The organism is Bittarella massiliensis (ex Durand et al. 2017), from assembly GCF_009876955.1.
GTDB lineage: Bacteria > Bacillota > Clostridia > Oscillospirales > Ruminococcaceae > Bittarella > Bittarella massiliensis.
The window spans coordinates 41,408-62,538 of sequence record NZ_WWVY01000005.1; the positions used below are offsets into that span (position 1 = coordinate 41,408).

Consider the following 21,131-nt stretch of genomic DNA (forward strand, 5'->3'; position numbering starts at 1 on the left):
CTCCTATTCCAGCGTTTTGGGGACGACGACGCAGCCCGCCTCTACCTGGGGGGCGTTTTGCAGCAGCTTGTCCCGCGGGGTGGAGGGGCGGACCTTGTCCTCCCGCAGCTGCATGGCGTCTTCCACCTTGGGTTTGGCGTCAAAATCGGCCTGGTCGGGCAGGGCCTCCACCATCTGGATGATGTCGCTCATCTGCTTTTGATAGGTCTCGATCTCATTGTCCTCGATCTTCAAATAGGACAGCTTGGCAATGTGCCGCACGTCGATTTCCATATCCATTCCTCCATCTGTATAACGGTTTGTGCCGCCCCTGCAGAGCGGCGGTCTCTGGCTAAAATACCCCTACTGGATCAGCTCTAAAAACGCATCTTCCGTGAGGACGGGGACATCCAGGCTCTCGGCCTTTTCCAGCTTGCTGCCGGCGTCCTCCCCTGCCACCAGGTAGCTGGTGGCCTTGGAGACGCTGGAGGCGACCTTGCCCCCGTTTTGCTTGATGAGCTCTTCGATCTCCTTGCGGGTGAAGCGGGTGAGCTTGCCGGTGACCACGAACTTCTTGCCGGTCAGCTTGTCGCCCACCGCCTGCTTGTGGGCGGTGGTGTTGACCCCCCGGGCCACCAGCTTGTCGATCACCCGGCGATTTTCCTCCTGGGCAAAAAAGCGGACCACGTTCTGCGCCATCACCCCGCCGATGCCGTCGACGGCGCTGATCTCTTCCTCGCTAGCGGCCATGATGGCCTCCAGGGTGGGAAAGCGCTCGCAGATCAGTTCTGAGGCGCGCTTGCCCACATTCTTGATCCCCAGCCCGAAGAGCAGCCGGGGCAGGTCGTTTTTCTTGGACGCCTCGATGGCGGAGATGAGGTTTTGGGCCGCCTTCTCCTGAAAGCCCTCCAGCTCCACCACCTGCTCAAAGGTGAGGGCGTAGAGGTCGCCGAAATCCTCTATCAGGTCGGCCTTTTGCAGCGCCTCGATGATGGCGGGGCCCAGGCCGTCGATATCCATGGCGTCGCGGGAGCAAAAGTGCCACAGCCGGCGGAAGTTTTTGGCCGGACAGTGGGGGTTGGGGCAGCGGGTGGCCGCCTCGTCTTCCGCCTGGACGGTCTTGGTGCCGCAGGAGGGGCAGTAGGCGGGGATCTGAAAGACCTGGGAGCCCTCGCAGTGGCGCTTGACGGCCACCACCTCGGGGATGATCTCCCCCGCTTTGCGCACCACGATCACATCGCCGATGCCCACCTGCTTTTCGTTGATGAAGTCCTGGTTGTGCAGCACGGCGCGGCCCACGGTGGTTCCCGCCAGGGTGATGGGGTCAAAGAGAGCGGTGGGGATGAGGGCGCCGGTGCGCCCGACGCTGATCTCCACCTCCCGCAGGATGGTCTCCTTCTCCTCCGGCGGGTACTTGTAGGCAATGGCCCACTTGGGGTATTTGGAGGTGCTGCCCAGCTCCTCCCTCTCGTGCAGGTCGTCCACCTTGACCACCGCGCCGTCGATATCGAAGGAGAGCTTCCCCCGCAGGCCGTCAATTTCGCGGATGCGCTCCACCGCCTCCCCGGCGCTCTGGCAGAGGACAAAGTCGGGCGAGACGGGAAAGCCCTGCTGGGCCATCCAGCGCAGCGTCTCGCTGTGGGCGGTGAAGGCCTTGCCCTCGACCTGTTGTAGGTTGAAGACGAAGATGGAGAGCCCCCGCTCCCCGGTGATGGACGCGTCCTTCTGGCGCAGGGAACCGGCGGCGGCGTTGCGGGGGTTTTTGAAGGGCTTCTCCCCCTCCTCTATCTGGCGCTCCACCAGTTTTTCAAAGCTGGCGCGGGGCATGTACACCTCGCCCCGCACCTCCAGAAAGCCCTGAAAGGGGATGGTTTTGGGGATGTCTTTTATGGTGCGCAGATTGACGGTGATGTCCTCCCCCACCAGGCCGTCGCCCCGGGTGGAGCCCCGCACCAACCGGCCGCCCCGGTACTCCAGCGAGACCGAGAGGCCGTCGATCTTCATCTCCACCACGCAGGGCATGACCCCGCCCTCGGGGGTGATCTTCTGCAAAAACTCCTCCACCTCTTCCACCGAGAAGACGTCCTGCAAACTCTCCATCTTCACCTGGTGGGCGACCTTTTCAAACTGGTTGGAGGAGACGCCCCCCACCCGGTCGGAGGGGGAGTGTTCGCTCTTGTACTGGGGGTGCTCGGCCTCCAGCGCCCGCAGCTCTTGGGTGAGCTGGTCGTAATCATAATCGCTGATTTCGGGGTCGTCCTGGTTGTAGTAGCGGTCGTTGTGGTACTCGATCTGCCTCTCCAACTCCCGCATCCGCTCAAAAACGGCGTCTGGCATAGCTGTTTCTTCCTCCGTTCATACACTCGTCTAGTATAGCATATCTTTTCCCCCTTTTACAGGGGCTGCCCTCAAAATTATGGGGCAAATTTCCACCCCCTATACCCCCTCTGCCCCAGCTTCCAAAAAGCCGGGCGGCCCCGCTCTCAGGGCCGCCCGGCGCAGCTGCCTATTTGGTGTAGTCGTTGATCTTTCCGATGAGGGAGGAGTCGTCCCCAGTCACGTGGGTGAACTGGTCCGGCGTCGCCCCGACGATGATGGTCTCTGCCAGGGTGTAGCCGACGTTGAGTTCGGTCTGGGTCACGTACCCCGGAATGATGGCCGAAAGCATGACCGACACCTTCAGCACCACCCGGTGCCGGGTCTGGTTGATGCCCGCCGAATCGAATTGGCTGTCCACCGAACAGGTGGCGTAGGAGGAGGGCTGCACCCGCAGGGTGATGTCGGGCCCCACGCCCTGCAAAATCTGGGTGCCCAGCAGGGAGCCCACCGGGATTTTGATGGTCTGCAGCCCGATTTGGGACATCTCGCTGTTGATGCGGTCGGTGATCCCCGCCTTGAAGAGGTTGACGTTGACGGTGTTGAGCGAGATGCCGGTGACCTGGGCGTTGGCGTCCCGGGTGACGGTGGAGAAGGTCCCGTACTCCACCCCCTCCTTTCCCAGGTAGTCGAGGATGGCCGCGTCGATCACCTCGGTGGCAAAGCTCTTGATTTGGTAGGTGGCAAAGGACTGCACCATCGGCCGCAGTTGGTGGTCGATCGCCGCCACCGCCCCAAAAAGGACAAGCAGCAACACCCCCACCCGCAACAGCCATTCCCGCCGGTGCCGCTTTCTGCGGTGCCGCATCTGCATCCCCTCCCCCGCTCAAAGTCTCTGCTCCATTCTATGAAGGGGCGGGAAAAAGGTGAAAATCAGCTTCAAAAGGCGGTGTTTTCCCCCTGGGGATACAAAAAAGCGCCCTCTGCCTGTACCGGCAGAGGGCGCTGAAAAACCAATTTTGCTAGATGGAGATGGCGTGACCGATGTTGAGCAGCCGCTCGTCGATGGTCTTTTGCATGGCCAGGGCCTCGTTGATCTCAAAGTCGACCAACTCGCCCTTCTGAATGGCCACCACCCGGTTGCCGATGTTCTGGGAGAGCAGCTCCACGGCGCGGTAGCCCATCTTGGTGGCCATCACCCGGTCGCGCAGGGTCGGGCTGCCGCCGCGCTGCACGTGGCCGAGCACGGTGGTGCGCGAGTCGATGCCCAGGGTGTTCTGAATCAGCCCGGCAATGTCACCGGCGCTGCCCACCCCCTCAGCCACCACCACGATGAAGTGGCGCTTGCCCACGCTCTGGGAGTAGCGGATGCGGTCGAGCAGGTCCTTTTGGGGGTCAAAGGGCTTTTCGGGGACCAGGATGACGCAGGCCCCACAGGCGATGCCGGTGTTCAGGGCGATGTGCCCGGCCCGGCGGCCCATCACCTCGACCACGCTGCAGCGCTCGTGGGAGTGGGCGGTGTCCCGCAGTTTGTCGACCATCTCCATGGCGGTGTTCATGGCGGTATCATAGCCGATGGTGTACTCGCTGCAGGCGATGTCGTTGTCGATGGTGCCGGGGACGCCGACGCAGGGGACCCCGACGTTGGAGAGGTCCTGCGCGCCGCGGAAAGAGCCGTCGCCGCCAATGACCACCAGGCCGTCGATGCCGTGCTTCTCGCACATCTCTTTGCCCTTCATGACGCCGGACATCTCTTTGAACTCCAGGCAGCGGGCAGTGTAGAGAATGGTGCCGCCCCGCTGAATGATCTCGGACACCGAGCGGATGCTCATGTCCATGATCTCCTCGTTGAGAAGACCGGAATAGCCGCGCATGATCCCCTTGACCTTGATGCCCATGGAGATGGCGGTGCGGACGACTGCGCGAATGGCGGCGTTCATGCCCGGGGCATCCCCGCCGCTGGTCAAGACGCCAATCGTCTTGATCTCTTTATCGGTGTGCATGGTGCGAACCTCCTATATGTCAACTACCTTTTTCACATACGAATTTATTGTACACGGCAGCCCAATCGATTGCAAGGACAAAAATGGGAAATCAGGAAATGATAACGTTTTTATCTCCGAAAATATTCTTTAAAGTCCGCATCAGATCCTCTGTCGGCCCCACCCGCAGGCTCTTGCTCTTGAGCTTTTTGCGGGTGTCGGCAAAGCAGATGTAGACCGGATAGTCGCCGGGGTACCCCCCCACCAGCGAGGGGATCTTGGCCATCAGCGCCTCGTTGCGGTTGGGCAGAAGGATGTAGAGGGCCTGGCCGTCGGCCCGCTCAGGCGGCGGGGCGGCCGGCGTCTGCGGCGCGGGCGGGGTGGGGGGGCGCCCCTTCCCTCCCCTTCCCCCTCTGGGGGGCGGCGGAGATTCGACCTCGGCGGGGGACTGCACGTACTCACAGATGAGCTTGGGCGCCTCCTCCTCGCGGATGGAGAGATGCCCGCCGATGACGACGATGGCGTTTTCCCGCAGCAGGGGCCTGTACTGCTGGAGGGTGGAGGGAAAGACCAACATCTCCATGGTGCCGGTGCGGTCCTCCACATCGGCGAACATCATGGTGCTCTGGCTCTTGGTGATTTTGGTGCGGGCGGCGGTGACCACCACCAAGAAGCGGACGCTGAGGCCGTCCTTACTGTCGTCCAGTTGGAGCATGGAGGCAATTTGTGGGAACTTGCCCCGCTCGATGACCTCCCGGTACTCGTCCAGGGGGTGGGCGGACATGTAGCAGCCAATGATCTCCTTTTCCATCTGCAGCTTTTCCCGCAGGGGGTAGTCCTCCACCGCGGGGAGGGTGAAGGGCTCCTCCTCCCCCTCCTCCCCGCCTCCGAAGAGGTTGAGCTGGCCCTCCACGTTGCGCCGGTCCCGCTCTTCGATGTAGTCGAAGAGGCCGTCGATGGCCTCCACCTGGGCGCGGCGGTTGGGGTTGAGCTTGTCCAGACAGCCGCAGCGCACCATGTTTTCAATGGCCTTCTTGTTCAGCTGCCGGGTCAAGATCTTCTTCATCCGGTCGACGAAATTGTAGAGGGAGGTAAAGGGCCCGCCCTTCTCCCGCTCCGCCACGATCTCGGCGATGACCCCCTCCCCCAGCCCCTTGATGCCCAGGAGGCTGTACTGGATGGCGTCCCCCGACACGGTGAAGCGCTGGTAGCTCTCGTTGATGTAGGGCGGCAGCACCGGGATCTTCATCTGGTCGCACTCGGCAATGTACTCGGCCACCTTGTCGGTGTTGCCCAGCACGCTGGTGAGGAGGGCGGCCATGAATTCCTTGGGGTAGTGGCATTTTAAGTAGGCCGTCTGGTAGGCCACATAGGCGTAGGCCGCCGCATGGGATTTGTTGAAGGCATAGGAGGCGAAGGAGGACATCTCATCGAAGATGTCGTTGGCCGTCTTCTCGTCGATGCCGTTTTTGATGCAGCCCACGCACTGGCTGTCGGAGTCCTCGTCGCCGTAGAGGAAGCGCTGGCGCTCCCTCTGCATCACGTCGGCCTTCTTCTTGCTCATGGCCCGGCGGACCATGTCGGCCTGGCCGTAGGTGAATCCCGCCAGCTTGCGGCAGATCTGCATCACCTGTTCCTGGTAGACGATGCAGCCGTAAGTCACATCGAGGATCTCTTCCAGCCAGGGGTGCTTGTAGGTGATGAAGGCGGCGTTTTTGCTGGCCTTCAAGTAGCGGGGGATCGAGTCCATCGGCCCCGGGCGGTAGAGGGAGATGACGGCGATCAAGTCCTCGATGCGGGTGGGGCCCAGGTCGGTGAGCACCCGCTTCATCCCCTCCGATTCAAACTGGAACACCCCCCGGGCATCGCCCGAAGCCAGCATCTCAAAGGTGGCCCGGTCCTGCTTGTCGATGGCCCCGATGTCAAAATCGGGCTCCCGGCGGCGAACCATCCGCTCGGCGTCGCTGATGACCGTCAGGGTGCGCAGGCCGAGAAAGTCCATCTTCAGGAGGCCCAGTTCCTCCAGGGTGGTCATGGTGAACTGGGTGACGATCTGCCCGTCGGTGCTCTGCAACGGCACGTACTCGTAGACCGGCAGCCGGCTGATGACCACCCCGGCGGCGTGGGTGGAGGCGTGGCGGGGCATCCCCTCCAGCTTCATGGCCATCTCCAGCACCTCGTGGGCGGTCTGGTCGCTGTCGTAGAGCTGCTTGAGGTCGGAGGAGATCTTCAGCGCCTCGGCGATGGTGATGTGCAGCTGCATGGGGATGAGCTTGGCGATCTGGTCGCAGGTGGAGTAGGCAATGCCCAGGGCCCGCCCCACGTCCCGCACGGCGGCTCGGGCCGCCATGGTGCCGAAGGTGATGATTTGGGCCACGTGGTCGGCGCCGTACTTCTCAATGACATAGTCGATGACCAACTGCCGCTTTTCATAGCAGAAGTCGATGTCGAAATCGGGCATCGAGACCCGCTCCGGGTTTAAAAACCGCTCGAAAATCAGGTTGTACTCGATGGGGTCGATCCCGGTGATGCCGATGCAGTAGGCCGCCAGGCTGCCCGCGCCCGAGCCGCGCCCCGGCCCCACCGGGATGTCGTGGCTCTTGGCGTAGTTGACAAAGTCCTGCACGATGAGAAAGTAGTCCACATACCCCATCTGGGTGATGACCCCCAGCTCGTAGGAGAGCCGGTCCTGGATCTCCTGCGGGCAGTCCTTCCCGTAGTGGTTCCAGAGTCCCTGCCAGCAGAGGTCCTCGAAATAGGACTGGTTGTCGCCGGTGGGCGAGGTGAAGTAGGGCAGCTTGGTGACCCCGAACTCGAAGTCCAGCTGGCACATGTCGGCTATTTTGCGGGTGTTGGCAATGGCCTCGGGCAGGTGGCCGAAAAGGGCCTCCATCTCCTCCCAGCCCTTGACGTAGAACTCCTCGGTGGAGAACTCGATGCCGGTGTCCTCGTCCACCGTCTTCCCCAGCTGGATGCAGGTGAGCAGGTGCTGCATCTTACTGTCCTCCCGGCTCAGGTAGTGACAGTCGTTGGTGCAGACCAATCCCACATCCAGCTTTTTGGCCAGGGCCACCAGTTTGGGGTTGACCTCCGCCTGCAGATCCAGGCCGTGGTTTTGCAGCTCGATATAGTAGCGGTCCTTGCCGAAGAGGTCGCGGTAGAAACGGGCGGTCTCCTCCGCCCCCTTGTCGTCCCCCTGCAAGAGCAGGCTGGGCACCTCGCCAGCAATGCAGGCCGAGAGGGCGATGAGCCCCTCGCTGTGCTCCTGCAGCAGCTGGTGGTCGATACGGGGCTTTTTGTAGAAGCCGTCGATAAAGGCCTGGCTGACCATGTAGATGAGATTTTGGTAGCCGGTGTAGTTTTCGCAGAGGAGGACCAGGTGGTGGTTTTGCGAGTCGAGCCCGTGCACCTTGTCGGTGCGGGCGCGGCTGGCCACATAGACCTCGCAGCCGATGATGGGCTTGACCCCTTTGGCTTTGGCGGCCTTGTAGAAGTCGATGACCCCGTACATCACCCCGTGGTCGGTGATGGCCACCGCGTCCTGCCCCAGGGAGAGGACCTTGTCCATCAACTGGTTGATGCGGCAGGCCCCGTCGAGCAGGCTGTACTCGGTGTGCAGGTGCAGGTGGACAAAGCCGTTGTCATTGGCCATTGCTTCCTTCCTCCTCTCGCAGTTTTTTTGCCAGTTGCCGGATCTTAGCCAGCCGCCGGTTGAGGCTGGAACGGCTGATCCCCGGCGGGCAGACCTCCATCAGCTGGTTGAGGGATGCCTCGGGGTTTTCCAGCCGCAGCCGGGCGGCCAACAGCAGCTCCTCCCCCAAAAAGTCCTCTCCCCTCTTTTTCAGTATGTACTCGATGTCCGCCGTCTGCCCGGCCGCGGCGGTGGCGGTCTTGTCGATGTTGGCGGTCTCACAGTTGGTGAGGCGGTTGACCTGGTTGCGGATGTCCTTGTAAATTTTGACGTTCATCACTTCCAGCGACTTCATCGGCGCGCCGACGGCCACCAGCACCTCCTCGATCTCCTTGCTGTCCTTGAAGTAGAGGAGGTTGACGTTCCCCCGGCGGGAGACCTTGGGCTGCCAGCCGATGCGGCGGAACTCCTCGGCCAGGTCCTCCGTCAGCCCCCGGCGGGAGGAGGTCAGTTCCAGGTGATACTCCTTTTGGGGGTTGGTGACCCGCCCCATACTCAAAAAGGCGCCCGCCAAAAAGTGACGGCGGCACTCGGTGCAGACAAAGCACTGGCGCTGGATGCGCAGACTCACCTCCTGCCCGGCATGGCCGTAAAAGAGGAGGATCTGCTGGATGTCGTCGGGGTCTACGATGCGAAAGGAGTAGAGGCTGTGCCCGGCGGCATTCTGCCGCTCGATGCTGTAGGTGCGCATCATCTCGCCGAAGATGCGGCGGGTCAGCTCCTTGGCAAACTGCACCACCGCCTTTTTTTCCGACACCAGCTCGATGGAGGCAGCGGAAAAAGACCTGCCGCCGAGCAGCAGGCCATACAGCATGGCCGCCGCACAGCAGCGGGTCTCCGGCACATTTTTCATGATCTCCGTCTTGACCGATGTGGAAAATGACATGGCCTACCTGTCCTTTAAGATGTCCCGATGGGTGACCTTGGCCTTGAGCCCCTGGTCGGCAAAATGGCGGTTGAGGGTCTCTGCAATGGCCACCGAGCGGTGCTTGCCGCCGGTGCAGCCGACGCCGATGACCAGTTGGCTCTTGCCCTCGTTCTTGTAGTAGGGGACCGAGAAATCCAGCAGGTCAAAGAGCTTTTGCACGTAGAGCCCCGTCTCCTTCTGCCCAAACACATAGTCGTAGACCGGCTGGTCCAGCCCAGTCTGGTGCTTGAGTTCGGGGATGTAAAAGGGGTTGGGCAGGAAGCGCACGTCAAAGACCAAGTCCGCCTCCACCGGAATGCCGTATTTAAAGCCAAAGGAGAGGGTGTCGATTTGGAAGAAGGAGGAGGCGCTGTCGGCAAAGATGTCGATGATGCGCTGCTTGAGCTGGGTGATGGAGAGGAGGGTGGTGTCGATGACGTAGTTGGCCTGCTCCTTTACCGGCTTGAGGATCAGCCGGTCGGCGGCCACCGCCTTTTCCAGCGAACCGGCCACATCCAACAGGGGGTGGCGGCGGCGGGTCTCCTTGTAGCGGCGCACCAGCACCTCGTCGGCGCAGTCCAAAAAGAGGATCTTCACGTCGACCCCGGTGGCCTTGATGCTCTCCACCTCTTCCAGTAGCTTGTAGAAAAAGTCGCCCGAGCGGGCGTCGGCCACCACCGCCACCTTGCGCAGCTTGCCGTCGGTCTGTGCGCAGACCTCAAAGAAGCGGCCGATCAGGGCCGGCGGTATGTTGTCGATGCAGTAGTAGCCCATGTCCTCGATGACCCGCACCGCCTGGCTTTTCCCCGCTCCCGAAAGGCCGGTGATCACCAAAAGCTCCATCTTCGCGTCCATTTTTACATCCCCCTCGCCAACTGCCCGAACGGGCAGTTTGTCTTGTTTGGTCGGTGGGAGGCAGCCCTCACTGCTCCCCTAAAAAGCGCACCTCCGGTTCCAGGGAGAAACCGGTCTTTTCGCGCACGATCCGCTGCACCTGGGCAATCAGCCCCAGCACGTCGGCGCAGGTGGCGCCGTCGGCGTTGACCACAAAGCCGCAGTGCTTCTCGCTCACCTGGGCCCCGCCCACCGAAAAGCCCCGCAGCCCGCACTCGTCGATGAGCTTGGACGCATAGCTGCCCTGGGGGCGTTTGAAGGTGCTGCCAGCGCTGGGCTGCTCCATGGGCTGTTTGGTGTAGCGGCGGCCCAGCAGGTCGTCCATCTTCTCCTTGATGGCCCCCTTCTCCCCCGCCCGCAAGCCGAGGGAGACCCGGGTGATGAGGCAGTCCCGGTCGGAAAAGTAGCTGTGGCGGTAGGAAAAGCCGCACTCCTCCCGGGAGAAGGTCTTCTCCCCCCCCCCTCCCAGAAGGTCACGGAGGAGAGGACGTCCTTCATCTCGCCGTCGTAGGCGCCGGCGTTCATGTAGGCCGCCCCGCCCACGCTGCCGGGGATCCCCCAGGCAAATTCCAGCCCGGAGAGACCGTGTTGGTAGGCGCTGTAACAAAGCCTCGCCAAAGAGACCCCGGCGTCCACCTCCACCGCCTCGCCGTCAAAGGAGAGGCGGCCGTATTTGTTGGCGCTCTTGAGCACCACGCCGCGGTAGCCCCCGTCCCCCACCAGCAAGTTGGAGCCCCGCCCCAGCGGGAACCAGGGAAGCCCTTCCCGCTCCAGCAGGGTGTAGAGCTCCCCTGCCGCCTGGGCGGTGTGGGGGATGACCATCCAGTCGGCTGTCCCCCCAATGCGAAAGGTGGTGTGGCGGGAAAGGGGTTCGTCGCGCAAGATGTCGCAGTCCTTGGTCTTTGCCTCTTGAATAAAGCGGTCGTAGTTCAAAGCGTTCCTCCTGCCAGTGCAGTATTTCCGGTCACAGAGAGACCGGGACGCGCCGGTTGGCCAGGGCCTTTTCAAAGCGGCCCAGGTCGGCGTTGACGATCAGTTCTTCGGGAAAATCGGCGGCCGCGAGGATGTCGGTGGCCTTTTCAAATTCCCCCACCCGGAAGGGGGAGTGGGCGTCGGTGTTGACGATGACCTCCACCCGGTGCTCTTTGCAGAGCTTGGCGATGGTGAACATATTTTCGGCCGCCCCCTCGCGGAAGGTCACCGACGAGGCGTTGAATTCGATGTACTTGCCGCTGTCCTTGAAGAGGGGCACCACCCGCTCGTAGTCAAAGCGGTAGCAGTTGGCCCCGGGGTGGCCGAAGACGTCCACATAGGGGTTTTTCAGCAAGTTGAGCACCGCCTCGGTGTTCTCCTCCACGCTGCCGGGGGCGATGACCTCGGGGTGCATCGAGCAGACCACCCACTCCATCTTCTGCAAAAAGTGTTCGTCCAGGTCCACCTTGCCGGTGCAGTCCATCAAGTTCAGCTCGCACCCCCGCAGCACCCGCACCCCTTCGATGACCGGGGGGAGCTGGCGGAGGTTGCCAAAGTGCCAGAGGTCGGGCGAGTCGGGCATGGAGGGGGCGTGGTCGGTCATCCCCAAGATGGGAAGCCCCTTTTCGGCGGCGCCCCGGGCCATCTCGATGACGGTGCCGTAGGCGTGGGTGGAGGCGATGGTGTGGGTGTGGGTGTCTGCAATCAATCTCATGCTGTTTTTATCTCCTTTGGCGTTACACTATTCACTCTATGTGGCCGGGCGGCCGTTCATCCCCTAAAAGAGGTCGACGTCCTGCTCCTCGGCCTTTTTTACGTCCTCGATCATTCCCAGGTTGGTCAGCAGCTGGCGGGCGGCGTTGTAGCCCATCCTCTTCTGACGGTTGTTCATGGCCGCCACCTCGATGATGATGGCCAGGTTCCGCCCGGGCTTCACCGGGATGGTGAGGGAGGGGATCTTGATCCCCAAAATTTCGGTGTGGGTGTTTTCCAGGCCGATGCGGTCGTAGTTCTTGTCGGCCTCCCAGGGCTCCAGGTGGATGATCATATCCACCTTCTCGCTCATCTTGACCGAGCCGATGCCGAAGATGCGGCGGACGTTGACGATGCCGATGCCCCGCAGTTCGACAAAGTGGCGGATGTTGTCGGGCGAAGTGCCCACCAGGGTGGTGGTGGAGGTCTTGCGCAGCTCCACCGCGTCGTCGGCGATGAGCCGGTGGCCCCGCTTGACCAGCTCGATGGCGGTCTCGCTCTTGCCGACGCCGCTCTCCCCCAACAGCAAGATGCCCTCGCCGTAGACCTCGACAAGCACGCCGTGACGGGTGATGCGGGGGGCCAGTTCGATGTTGAGCAGGGAGTTGAGCCCTGACATGAAGGCGGAGGTCGGCTCGCTGGTGCGCAGCAGGGGGACGCCGTTTTCCTCGGCGTAGCGGATGGCGGACTCGAAAATTTCCAGCCCGCGGGTGAAGATGACGGTGACCGGCTGGGTCTTGAAGAAGCGGCAGAGACTTGCGTCCCGCGCCTCGTCGTCGAGGTCCAGCAGGTAGGAGTACTCCAAATTGCCGATGAGCTGGATGCGGGAGCAATCAAAAAAATCGTGATGGCCCGCCAGGTAGAGGCCGGGGCGGTTCAGGTCGCCCACGGTGATGGCGATCTCGGCGGGGTCCTTGGGCATCACGATGGGTTCCAGGCCGAATTTGTGCACGATGGTGGCAAGACTTACGCTGAATTTTCCTTCCATATTTGCAGTCCCCCTTAATGTATCTTAAGTATATATGAAAAATGGCCGCCTTTCAACTGACATTTAGCCGGAAGCGTTTCTTTTAAAAAACGATTATGGTATACTGGGTGCAGACAAGACCGGCGGGCCCCTCCCCCTGCAGACGGGGGCCTGCCAAACCAATACAGAGGAGTTCTTTGGATTATGAAAGTAGCGCTTTTCGTCGAGACCTATCTGCCGTACATCAACGGTGTGGTCACCCACGTCCACTCGCTGAAAACCGGTCTGGAGATGCTGGGCCACCAGGTGTTGGTGGTGACCGCCGACCCGGAGGTGAAGCGCCACACCTTGAAAGACGGGGTCCTCTACTGCCCCTGTAAAAAACTCAAGCGGATCTACGGCTACGGCCTGGCCGCCCCTGTGAGTCGGGTGCGGGAAAAGCTCATCGACAACTTCGCCCCCGACATCGTCCACGTCCACCAGGAGTTCGGCATCGGCCTCTTCGGTTACCAGTACGCCAAGCGGCGCAAGGTCCCAATGGTCTACACCATGCACACCATGTACGACGACTACCTCTACTACGTGGTGCCCAAACACCTGATCCCCGCCGCCAAGCAGGTGGCCGGCCGCTACTCGCGGATGTTTGTCAAGGCCGCCGCCCAGGTGACCGGCCCCTCGAAAAAGGTCGAGAGCTATCTGCGCAGCCACGGCATCAAAAAGCCGGTCAACGTGGTGCCCAACCCGGTGGAGCTGGACACCTTCAACCTGGAACACGCCGACATGGAGAAGGTCGCCGCCCTGCGGGAGCAGTTTGGCTATGCGGCCGACGACTTTGTCACCGTCTTCGTCGGCCGGGTCGGGAAGGAGAAAAACATCGACCAGCTGCTGGATTTCTGGGCCGCCTCCCAGTTGGCAAAGGAGCCCCGCATCAAGCTGATGGTCATCGGCGACGGGCCGGAGCGGGAGGAGCTGATCGGCAGGGCCGCGTCGCTGGGCCTCTCGCCCCAGGTGCAGTTCATCGGCAAGGTGATGCACGACCAGCTGCTGGAATACCTGGTGGCCTGCGACGCCTACGTCACCGCCTCCCTCTCGGACACCAACTCCATCTCCATGCTGGAGGGGATGGCGGTGGGCCTGCCGGTCTTTCACATCCACGACCCCCTGAACAAGGGCCAGGTGGTGGAAGGGGTCAACGGCTTCATCTACAACAGCGCCGACGAGCTGGCGGAAAAACTGCTGGCCTATCGGGATTTGGAGGACAAACAGCCCCTCAAGGAGTCGGTGGTGGAGTCGGTGCAGCACTCCGGCGCCAAAACCCTGGGCGAAAACCTCGAAAAAATCTATGTCAAGGCCCTGCGCTCTTGACTAACGCAAATTTTGTGATATACTATCGCATCGGGCGGAAGGGATACAGCTGTCCTCGAAATGTGGACATCTCCCCCTCCCCGCCCCTGTGTACGATACAGAAATGACTGCGGCCCGACCTGGGTCGCCGCCTGCACTTCAAATGGCGCGCCAGATCCCCCGCCCAAACGGGGGCGCGCCATTTTTTGTGGCGCAGAGAAGAAAACGGAGGGTACCACGGTGAAAAAACAACACTACGACATTGCCATTATCGGCGGCGGCATCGGCGGCATCATGGCCGCTTACCGGATCGCGGAGAACGCCCCGGAGAAATCGGTGGTGCTGGTGGAAAAGGGCCATGCCATCGTCAAGCGGGTCTGCCCCATCGTCGCCAAAAAGGTGCAAAAGTGCATCAAGTGCGAGTCCTGCGCCATCATGGAGGGGATGGCTGGCGCCGGCGCCTTTTCCGACGGCAAGTATGTCATCTCCACCGAGTACGGCGGCTGGCTGACCGACTTTTTGGCCCCCAGCACGGTCATCGACTACATCGAGCAGGCCGACAAGATCCTGGTCTCCTTCGGCGCCACTACCGAGCGGTTCATGCCCAACAACGACCTGAAAAAGCTCTGCCTGCAAAACGACCTGCACATGGCCCAGGCCCAGCTCAAACACCTGGGGACCGACGCCAACTTCGACACCATGCGCAAGCTCATCGAGGAGATCAGCTCCAGGGTGGAGATCGTCACCGACACCAACGTGATCGACGTCAACCGCGAGAGCCACGAGATCTTCACCGAGGACCGCAGCGGCACCGCCTCCTTCAAGGCGGACGAGATCATCTTCGCCGTGGGCCGGGCCGGCAGCCGCTTCTTCTCCGAGTGGTGCGCCCAAAACCAGATCCCACTGGAAAACAACCAGGTGGACGTGGGGGTGCGCGTCGAGCTGCCCTCGATGATTTGGGACGACTTCTCCAAAAAGATCTACGAGCCCAAAATCTGGTACCGCTCCAAAAAATACGGCGACGTGACGAGGATGTTCTGCTTTAACGAGCGGGGCCAGGTGGTGACCGAGAACACCGACGGGGTGCTCACCGTCAACGGCCACGCCTACCGGGACGAGGCCAAGAAGAGCCAGAACTCCAACTTTGCCCTCCTCTCCACCATCCGCTTCACCCAGCCCTTCAACCAGCCCATCGAGTACGCCCGCCACGTGGCCCGGCTGGCCAACCTCATCAGCGGCGGCAGCGTGCTGGTGCAGCGCCTGGGCGATTTGGAGAACGGCCGCCGCACCGACGAGGCCCGGCTGCGCCAGTCCACCACCCGCCCCACCCTGGACGCGGTGGCCGGCGATCTCTCCCTGTGCATGCCTAAGCGCCAGCTCGACAGCATCCTGGAGACCCTGCACGCTCTGGACGCCATTGCCCCCGGCACCGCCAACCACGATACCCTGCTCTACGGCATTGAATGCAAATACTACTCCGCCCGCCCGGCGGCCGACGACTTTGCCATCAGCGGCTGCAAGGGCATCTACGCCCTGGGCGACGGGGCCGGTTTCACCCGTTCCCTCTCCCAGGCGGCGGCCAACGGCCTCTACGTGGCCGACAAACTGACCAAGAAATAGCCTTCTTCCCGGCGTTTCAAAAGCGGCCAGACCGAGCGATTCGGCCTGGCCGCTTTTTGCGTGCGGGACACGGCGATGGGCACTCTGTCCCTCAAAAACTGTGCAAACGTTTGCCAGCAATTTCTCAGAATCTGGCAATGGTCACAAAATTTCCTGAAAAGAGTCTCCGTTTTTCTGTTGCAGAGAAACGCAAAACACCCTGTCTTCCAGCAGGTCAATGGGATTGCAAAGCCGATCTGCGCACAATTTTTGATAGCTTTCAATGGCTTCTGTCAGCTCTTTTTCAGTCACTTGTGGAGAGGTGCGCACAGATACCGTGACCACGCCCTCTCCCCTCCCCTCTCCGGGCTGAATGTAGGGGGCGGCGCTGGCAATCAGCCCCCACTCGCTCTTGTAGCCGTCCAGCCGCCGGTTGAGGAGGAGGTACCCCAGGTATTCCTGGGCCCCCAGCGGGTAGGAGCGCTCCTCCTCCGCGCGGAGGGCCCGCACCGCGCCCGCGCCCAGCGGCCCTGCTTCAACGATCGGCAGAGTGACCCTCTCGTCGGCCAGGTCGCGGATCTCGGCAAAGCCGAACTGGCCGTTTTCCTCCCGGGTGAGACCCATCCACTCCTCGCTGTATTCGCCGGTGTAGGCGTAAATTTTGGCGCTCGGCCGGATGCGCAGCTGCTCGATGAAGAACTGCCGCAGCAGGGGCAGGTTGCCCCGGTAGACCAGTTCGTCGGAGACAAAGACCTGGTCGGCGCTGTCCAAAAAAACCTCCCGCTGGGAGAGCTGGCGCTGCAGGTCGCCCAGGTCCTCCCCCCGCAGGGTGAGGTATTGGTTCTCCTCCGGCTGCAGGATGCAGAGGACCGCCGTGTAGCCGCGCTCATCCCCCTGCAGCGCCAGGGTGCGAACGATCTTGCGGCGGCTGATCTGCTGTCCGCCGGCACAGCCGGTGAGCAGCAACAGACAGCAGAGCAAAGCTGTCGCCATACTAGTGAACCGCTTCACCGCGAGCACCTCCTCTCCTCTTCTCCCCTCCGTTTGCCGCCCGCTTATAAAGCACGTAGAGCAGGGGCAACAGCGCCAAGGTCAGGGGAGCAAAGCAGCCCTTGACCACGGCCGTGAGCCACTCATATAGCCGGTTGCTGGCCCCCACCGCCACCGAGAGGGCGGCCACCAGGGCCAGCGCTGTCCAGGCCCCACTGTTGTAGCGGCGGTCGGGCAGCACCCCTTGCAGGGCGGTGCAGAGGGCCAGCAGCAGGGCGGTCACCCGCGCAAAGGAGATGAGCACCCAGATGACCAGGTAAAAGGAGTCCAGCCGCTGGACCACCGACAGGTCGGAGGAGACGGCCAGGGCGTAAAAGGGGTACTGCTGCGTCTGGGCGTAGTTCCCCAGGGCCAGATTCACCAGTAGGGATAGGCCCACCGACCCGCCGGTGGCCAGCCAGAAGTAGCCCTGAAAGACCGAGGGGGTGCGCTGCGCCAGGTGCTTGACCAGGGTGAAGAGGAGCAGCAGCTCCACATTCGACTGCAAGACGGCGACAAAGGTCCCCCAGAGTCCGTTCCACCGCACCTGCGAATAGGCCCGCAGGGCCGACGGCTCCACGTTCCCCACCGTGCCGAAAAAGATGAGGGCGACGGAGAGGGCGGCGCAGACAAAAATTACCGAAGCGGTGCGGGCAAAGCTCTCGATCCCCACCACCACGCCGAAGATGAGCACCCCCAGGAAGGGGAGCAAAAAGACCAGATAGCTGCTTTGGGGGAAAATCTCCCGGTTGAGAAAGCGGACAAAACCGCAGATGGAGTGGGCGGCGGCCAGCCCCAGAAAGGCCGCCAACAGCCCGTTGTAGAGCCGTCCCAAAGGCCGGTTGTACAGGAGCATGAAGTCGCAAAGATTCTTGCCGGTGCCGTCCTCCAGCGCGAAAAAGAGGGCGCCGATCCCCCAGACGGCCAGGTTGCCCAGGACCAATCCGGCAATGCTGGAGCCAAACTCCACCTGTCCGGCGGTGGCGCGGGGGTAGTAGGTCAGGTAGCTGAAGAGGTTGGAGAGGACCAGCAGCAGGGCAAACTGCTTGCGGCCGATATACTGTATCCCCTTATGCATCGCCGTGCCCCCCATCGCTCTGCACCGAGGAGCCGGGCAGGTCCTGCACGATGCCGCTGCGGCTCCTCTGCAGGGTGGGCCAGCTGGCCCGCACAAAGACGTCGCGAAACGCCGCCTTTCCAAAGGGGGAGATGGGGCTGGTGTAGGGGATGCCGAAGGTGTTGATGGAGCAGAGGTTGAGCAGCAGCGCCAACAGCCCCAGTGAGATGCCGTAGAGCCCCCAAAAGCCCCCCAGCAGGATAAAGGCGAACTTGAGGATGGTCACCGGCTCGTAGAGGTTCGGCACCACAAAGGAGCTGACGGCCGTCAGGGCCACGATCAACACCATGGGGGTGCCGATGAGACCGGCCGAGACCGCCGCATCGCCGATGACCAGGGCCCCGACAATGCTGACGGCGTGCCCCACCGATTTGGGCAGCCGCAGCCCCGCCTCTCTCATGATTTCAAAGATGATGTGGATGATGAGGGCCTCCACCATCAGCGGGAAAGGCGTTCCCTGCTGCGCTTCGATGATTTTGACCAGCAGCTCCTTGTGCAGCAGCTCCGGGTGGTGGGTCACCACCGCCACATAGCCGCCGGGGAGAAGGAAGCTAATTGTAAAGGCCAAGAACTTTAAGCAGCGGATAAAGGTCACGTAATAGGGGCGCTGGGCGTAGTCGTCCAGCGACTGAAAGTTTTCGCTGAAGAGATAGGGCGCCACCAGCACAAAGGGGGTGCCGTCGATGAGGATCCCCACCCGGCCCTCCATGATTTTGCCACAGAGGGTGTCCGGGCGCTCGGTATACCCCACCCCGGAGAAGAGGGAGGCGTTCTTCTTGTCCAAAAATGGGGTCACATAGCCGCTGTCCAGGATGGCCTCCAAACGGATGGTGCCCAGCCGCTCCTTGATTTCCGCCAACACCTTGGCGCTGACCTTATCGGTCATGTAGACCAAAAAGACATCGGTCTTGCTCTCGCTGCCCAGGTTCATGTATTCAAACTTCAGGTGGGGGCTCTTCATCCGCCGGCGGATCATGGTCAGGTTGATGCGGGCGGCCTCCACAAACCCCTCCCTGCTCCCCCGCATATTCTGCTCGTTCCCCGGTTCGGAGATGGAGCGAAAGTTGAACCCCTGCACCCCCAGGGCCAGCCCTTTTTCGCAGCCGTCGATGAGCAGCACCGCAAAGCCGGACATGGCAAATTGCAAAACCTCTTCCCGGGTGAGGACCACCTTCTGGTCGGCGGCCAGAAAATCGGTCCGCCCCAGGGTCAAAAAGAGCTCTTCCGGCTCTTGGATGCAGGCGTCCCGGTACTCGCGCAGGGGCTCGATGATCAGTTCCGCCAGGGTGCCGATGCCGATCATCCCCTCGCAGAAGACCAGTTCGCACCGGTGCCCCGCCAGATGGATGGATTTATTTAAAAAGTCGGAGCTGTTTTGCACCAGCGCCCGCAGGGCGACGATGTTCTCCGTCAAATCGGCGCACAGTCTCATTTCCATCACCTCTCTCTGGCCTATTCTGGCCTTTTTTCCACCGCTTCATACATAATAGAGGCGGCTGACACCATACTAGCGACAGGTGATGTTATGTTAGTTTTGATTGTGCGCACGACGATACTTTACGCCATCGTCGTCATAGCCCTGCGACTGATGGGAAAGCGGCAGATCAGTGAGATGCAGCCCTCTGAATTGGTGACCACCATCCTCATCTCCAATATTGTCTCCCTCCCCATCGAGAACACCGATATCCCCATTTTGGCCGGCATCCTGCCCATCTTCCTGATCATCTGCTACGAGGTGTTCCTCTCCTTTTTCTCCCTCAAGAGCAACCGCTTCCGCAAGATGGTCACCGGTACCCCCATCGTGGTGGTGCGGGAGGGGAAGATCGTGCAAAACGAGCTGGAAAAGCTGCGGATGACCGTGGAAGACCTGCTGGAGGAGCTGCGCCTCAAGGACATCTTCTCCCTGGAAGACGTCTACTACGCCATCGTCGAGACCAACGGCAAACTCAGCGTACTCCAGCGCTTCTCCGCCGCCACCGTGCAGAATAAGGACATGCAGATCGCCGGCACCGACCCCACCCCGCAGCTGGTGGTCATCAGCGACGGCAAACTGATGGAACAGGCCCTGCGCGACTGCGGGATCGACCGCCAGTTCGTAGAGGACAAACTGGCGGCCAGCCACTGCCGCATCCCCGACGTCCTCCTCATGACCTGCGACAGCTATCGCAACATTCGCATCGTAAAAAAGGAGGGGAATTGATCCCCCCTTTTCACCCACTCATGCCCGAAAAGGCATTTTACTTTACAGTATATAAGGAGGCGGTTTCGTGAAGCGCGTCATCCTCGCACTGAGCATCTTCGCCCTCTCGGTGGCCCTGGCCGTGACCTCGACCCAAATTCTCACCAACTGCTACAACGACATCAACGGCAGGCTCAACGAGGTCATCTTGCTGGCCACCGACGGCAGCAAACAGCTGCCCGAAGAGAACGAAAAGCTGATGCAGTCCTGGGAGGACAGCAAACAGCTCATCAACCTGTTTACCAACCGCAAAAATGTGGAGGACATCGGGGTGTCCATCTACAAGATGCAGGGCTATTTGGAAAAGGGAGAACTCTCCCTCTACCTGGGTGAGTGCTACGGCGTTCGCTCCAACTTGGAGCACATCCTCAAGGGGGACAACATCACCTGGGAGATTTTGACCTAGTCACCTGCTTTCACAGCGCGCAAAAAGCGACAATGGGGCGCTCGAGAATTCGTTCTCGGGCGCCCCATTGTCGCCTTGCGTGGCAAGGCACTATTGAATGTGGGAAAATCGCTACTTTCCGTCCTTTTGCAGCAGCCGTTTGAGCTCGTCCATAAAGGAGTTGATGTCCTTGAATTCCCGGTAGACCGAGGCAAAGCGCACATAGGCCACCTCGTCGATCGCCTTGAGCTCCTCCATCACCTTTTCGCCAATTTCGGTGGAGGTGACCTCCCCCATCAGGGAGTTTAAGAAGGAGGACTCGATGTCGGCCGCCAACTCTTCCAGCTGGCTCAGGGGGATGGGCCGCTTCTCACAGGCCCGGATCAGCCCGCCCAGCAGTTTGTCCCGGTCGAACAGCTCCCTCGACTTGTCCTTTTTGATGACGATGAGGGGCAGATTTTCAATCACCTCATAGGTGGTGAAACGGCGGCCGCAGCTGAGACACTCCCGGCGGCGGCGGATCTTCTCCCCCTCCTCAGTGGGGCGGGAATCGACGACTTTGCTCTCTGTATAGGAACAAAACGGACATTTCATATAGTTCTTCTCCCTCTCTGTGCCCGCCTTACAGCAAATCCTCCAAAACGTATTGGAGCTGAAGGGGAGCAACTTTACAGTCTACCAGCAGCTGAAAGACCTTTTCAGCCCGCCGGGAGAGCGAAGTGAAATCGGCGATCCGGCGCGATTCCCCGCTCTCACAAGACGTCACTTCAAATCCATAGCCGATGTAGTAGATCTCATTCAGTTCCCGGTACTCTCTGATCAAGTCGTAGCGGATCCTGCTTTGGAGATCTTCTGTATAGGCTGTCTTCACGATCATTTTGATTCCCTCCATACGTGTAATATGGAAGATTATACGTTGGAATCCACAATATGACAACCAAAAACATTCGACAATTT

Annotated in this window: 20 protein-coding genes; 4 read left to right on the top strand and 16 right to left on the bottom strand. The window is 61.2% G+C overall.

The window, feature by feature from the left end; genetic code table 11:
- Positions 1 to 3: 3 nt before the first annotated feature.
- The 11 genes from gatC to hprK all read right to left on the bottom strand — a co-directional run bounded on the left by gatC (position 4) and on the right by hprK (position 12,482).
- Positions 4 to 273, bottom strand: a complete 270-nt coding sequence (gatC, locus tag GT748_RS07280; protein WP_044992333.1) for an Asp-tRNA(Asn)/Glu-tRNA(Gln) amidotransferase subunit GatC — start codon at positions 271 to 273, stop codon at positions 4 to 6.
- Between the two features lie 69 nt (positions 274 to 342).
- Positions 343 to 2,316: an NAD-dependent DNA ligase LigA gene (gene ligA / locus GT748_RS07285; RefSeq protein ID WP_021659105.1), complete on the bottom strand. Its 1,974-nt coding sequence runs from the start codon at positions 2,314 to 2,316 to the stop codon at positions 343 to 345.
- Between the two features lie 169 nt (positions 2,317 to 2,485).
- Positions 2,486 to 3,163, bottom strand: coding sequence for a sporulation protein YunB (gene yunB, locus GT748_RS07290; RefSeq protein ID WP_044992332.1), 678 nt, complete (start codon positions 3,161 to 3,163; stop codon positions 2,486 to 2,488).
- 154 nt (positions 3,164 to 3,317) lie between these two features.
- Positions 3,318 to 4,298 (bottom strand): 6-phosphofructokinase, encoded by a 981-nt coding sequence (pfkA, locus tag GT748_RS07295; protein WP_021659102.1) that lies wholly within the window; start codon positions 4,296 to 4,298, stop codon positions 3,318 to 3,320.
- Between the two features lie 91 nt (positions 4,299 to 4,389).
- Positions 4,390 to 7,929 carry a DNA polymerase III subunit alpha gene (locus GT748_RS07300; RefSeq protein WP_161213408.1) on the bottom strand — a complete coding sequence of 1,180 codons (3,540 nt, stop codon included), beginning with the start codon at positions 7,927 to 7,929 and terminating at the stop codon, positions 4,390 to 4,392.
- Positions 7,919 to 8,854: a DNA-binding protein WhiA gene (gene whiA / locus GT748_RS07305; protein WP_021659100.1), complete on the bottom strand. Its 936-nt coding sequence runs from the start codon at positions 8,852 to 8,854 to the stop codon at positions 7,919 to 7,921. Before whiA ends, GT748_RS07300 begins: the two co-directional genes overlap by 11 nt.
- Positions 8,855 to 8,857: 3 nt before the next feature.
- Entirely contained in the window at positions 8,858 to 9,718 is an 861-nt protein-coding gene (gene rapZ, locus GT748_RS07310) for an RNase adapter RapZ (protein WP_044992379.1), read from the bottom strand.
- A 79-nt stretch (positions 9,719 to 9,797) separates the two neighbouring features.
- Entirely contained in the window at positions 9,798 to 10,055 is a 258-nt protein-coding gene (locus GT748_RS15990) for a hypothetical protein (protein ID WP_368034529.1), read from the bottom strand.
- On the bottom strand, positions 9,944 to 10,702 hold the full coding sequence (locus GT748_RS07315; RefSeq protein WP_368034528.1) for an FAD-binding protein: 759 nt from the start codon (positions 10,700 to 10,702) through the stop codon (positions 9,944 to 9,946). Before GT748_RS07315 ends, GT748_RS15990 begins: the two co-directional genes overlap by 112 nt.
- Before the next feature lie 31 nt (positions 10,703 to 10,733).
- A complete protein-coding gene (locus GT748_RS07320; RefSeq protein ID WP_059005090.1) occupies positions 10,734 to 11,456 on the bottom strand; it encodes a phosphatase in 723 nt (240 codons plus the stop codon).
- 63 nt (positions 11,457 to 11,519) lie between these two features.
- Positions 11,520 to 12,482, bottom strand: a complete 963-nt coding sequence (hprK, locus tag GT748_RS07325) for an HPr(Ser) kinase/phosphatase (RefSeq protein WP_021659096.1) — start codon at positions 12,480 to 12,482, stop codon at positions 11,520 to 11,522.
- Between the two features lie 183 nt (positions 12,483 to 12,665).
- Between hprK and GT748_RS07330 the strand changes: the two genes are divergently transcribed.
- The gene (locus GT748_RS07330) at positions 12,666 to 13,826 is read left to right on the top strand and encodes a glycosyltransferase (RefSeq protein ID WP_021659095.1); all 1,161 of its coding nucleotides are present in this window, start codon (positions 12,666 to 12,668) and stop codon (positions 13,824 to 13,826) included.
- Between the two features lie 219 nt (positions 13,827 to 14,045).
- Positions 14,046 to 15,425 (top strand): NAD(P)/FAD-dependent oxidoreductase, encoded by a 1,380-nt coding sequence (locus tag GT748_RS07335; RefSeq protein WP_021659094.1) that lies wholly within the window; start codon positions 14,046 to 14,048, stop codon positions 15,423 to 15,425.
- A gap of 141 nt (positions 15,426 to 15,566) precedes the next feature.
- Here GT748_RS07335 and GT748_RS07340 read toward each other — a convergent pair whose 3' ends face one another.
- Genes GT748_RS07340 through GT748_RS07350 form a run of 3 tightly spaced genes read right to left on the bottom strand, consistent with a single transcriptional unit; the run spans position 15,567 to position 18,982 of the window.
- Entirely contained in the window at positions 15,567 to 16,415 is an 849-nt protein-coding gene (locus GT748_RS07340; RefSeq protein WP_143161552.1) for a hypothetical protein, read from the bottom strand.
- Positions 16,399 to 17,511: a GerAB/ArcD/ProY family transporter gene (locus GT748_RS07345; protein WP_044992330.1), complete on the bottom strand. Its 1,113-nt coding sequence runs from the start codon at positions 17,509 to 17,511 to the stop codon at positions 16,399 to 16,401. Before GT748_RS07345 ends, GT748_RS07340 begins: the two co-directional genes overlap by 17 nt.
- Positions 17,504 to 18,982: a spore germination protein gene (locus GT748_RS07350; protein WP_073260953.1), complete on the bottom strand. Its 1,479-nt coding sequence runs from the start codon at positions 18,980 to 18,982 to the stop codon at positions 17,504 to 17,506. Before GT748_RS07350 ends, GT748_RS07345 begins: the two co-directional genes overlap by 8 nt.
- A gap of 93 nt (positions 18,983 to 19,075) precedes the next feature.
- On the opposite strand from GT748_RS07350, the gene GT748_RS07355 reads away from it, so the two are divergent.
- Both GT748_RS07355 and GT748_RS07360 read left to right on the top strand, forming a co-directional pair.
- Complete coding sequence (locus tag GT748_RS07355) at positions 19,076 to 19,750, top strand: DUF421 domain-containing protein (RefSeq protein WP_021659090.1); 675 nt, start codon at positions 19,076 to 19,078, stop codon at positions 19,748 to 19,750.
- Between the two features lie 67 nt (positions 19,751 to 19,817).
- Positions 19,818 to 20,195, top strand: a complete 378-nt coding sequence (locus GT748_RS07360; protein WP_021659089.1) for a DUF4363 family protein — start codon at positions 19,818 to 19,820, stop codon at positions 20,193 to 20,195.
- 111 nt (positions 20,196 to 20,306) lie between these two features.
- Here the strand turns inward: GT748_RS07360 and nrdR are convergent, their stop codons facing one another.
- Together nrdR and GT748_RS07370 are read right to left on the bottom strand one after the other, a co-directional pair.
- A complete protein-coding gene (gene nrdR, locus GT748_RS07365) occupies positions 20,307 to 20,768 on the bottom strand; it encodes a transcriptional regulator NrdR (protein ID WP_021659088.1) in 462 nt (153 codons plus the stop codon).
- Between the two features lie 28 nt (positions 20,769 to 20,796).
- Complete coding sequence (locus GT748_RS07370) at positions 20,797 to 21,051, bottom strand: DUF6514 family protein (RefSeq protein ID WP_044992328.1); 255 nt, start codon at positions 21,049 to 21,051, stop codon at positions 20,797 to 20,799.
- Between the last annotated feature and the right edge of the window lie 80 nt (positions 21,052 to 21,131).

Bases quoted from the DNA above. Each gene is read 5' to 3' on its own strand.
- gatC (WP_044992333.1), bottom strand. From the start codon at position 273: ATGGAAATCGACGTGCGGCACATTGCCAAGCTGTCCTATTTGAAGATC.
- ligA (WP_021659105.1), bottom strand. From the start codon at position 2,316: ATGCCAGACGCCGTTTTTGAGCGGATGCGGGAGTTGGAGAGGCAGATC.
- yunB (WP_044992332.1), bottom strand. From the start codon at position 3,163: ATGCGGCACCGCAGAAAGCGGCACCGGCGGGAATGGCTGTTGCGGGTG.
- pfkA (WP_021659102.1), bottom strand. From the start codon at position 4,298: ATGCACACCGATAAAGAGATCAAGACGATTGGCGTCTTGACCAGCGGC.
- GT748_RS07300 (WP_161213408.1), bottom strand. From the start codon at position 7,929: ATGGCCAATGACAACGGCTTTGTCCACCTGCACCTGCACACCGAGTAC.
- whiA (WP_021659100.1), bottom strand. From the start codon at position 8,854: ATGTCATTTTCCACATCGGTCAAGACGGAGATCATGAAAAATGTGCCG.
- rapZ (WP_044992379.1), bottom strand. From the start codon at position 9,718: ATGGAGCTTTTGGTGATCACCGGCCTTTCGGGAGCGGGGAAAAGCCAG.
- GT748_RS15990 (WP_368034529.1), bottom strand. From the start codon at position 10,055: ATGGAGCAGCCCAGCGCTGGCAGCACCTTCAAACGCCCCCAGGGCAGC.
- GT748_RS07320 (WP_059005090.1), bottom strand. From the start codon at position 11,456: ATGAGATTGATTGCAGACACCCACACCCACACCATCGCCTCCACCCAC.
- hprK (WP_021659096.1), bottom strand. From the start codon at position 12,482: ATGGAAGGAAAATTCAGCGTAAGTCTTGCCACCATCGTGCACAAATTC.
- GT748_RS07330 (WP_021659095.1), top strand. From the start codon at position 12,666: ATGAAAGTAGCGCTTTTCGTCGAGACCTATCTGCCGTACATCAACGGT.
- GT748_RS07345 (WP_044992330.1), bottom strand. From the start codon at position 17,511: ATGCATAAGGGGATACAGTATATCGGCCGCAAGCAGTTTGCCCTGCTG.
- GT748_RS07350 (WP_073260953.1), bottom strand. From the start codon at position 18,982: ATGAGACTGTGCGCCGATTTGACGGAGAACATCGTCGCCCTGCGGGCG.
- GT748_RS07355 (WP_021659090.1), top strand. From the start codon at position 19,076: ATGTTAGTTTTGATTGTGCGCACGACGATACTTTACGCCATCGTCGTC.
- nrdR (WP_021659088.1), bottom strand. From the start codon at position 20,768: ATGAAATGTCCGTTTTGTTCCTATACAGAGAGCAAAGTCGTCGATTCC.
- GT748_RS07370 (WP_044992328.1), bottom strand. From the start codon at position 21,051: ATGATCGTGAAGACAGCCTATACAGAAGATCTCCAAAGCAGGATCCGC.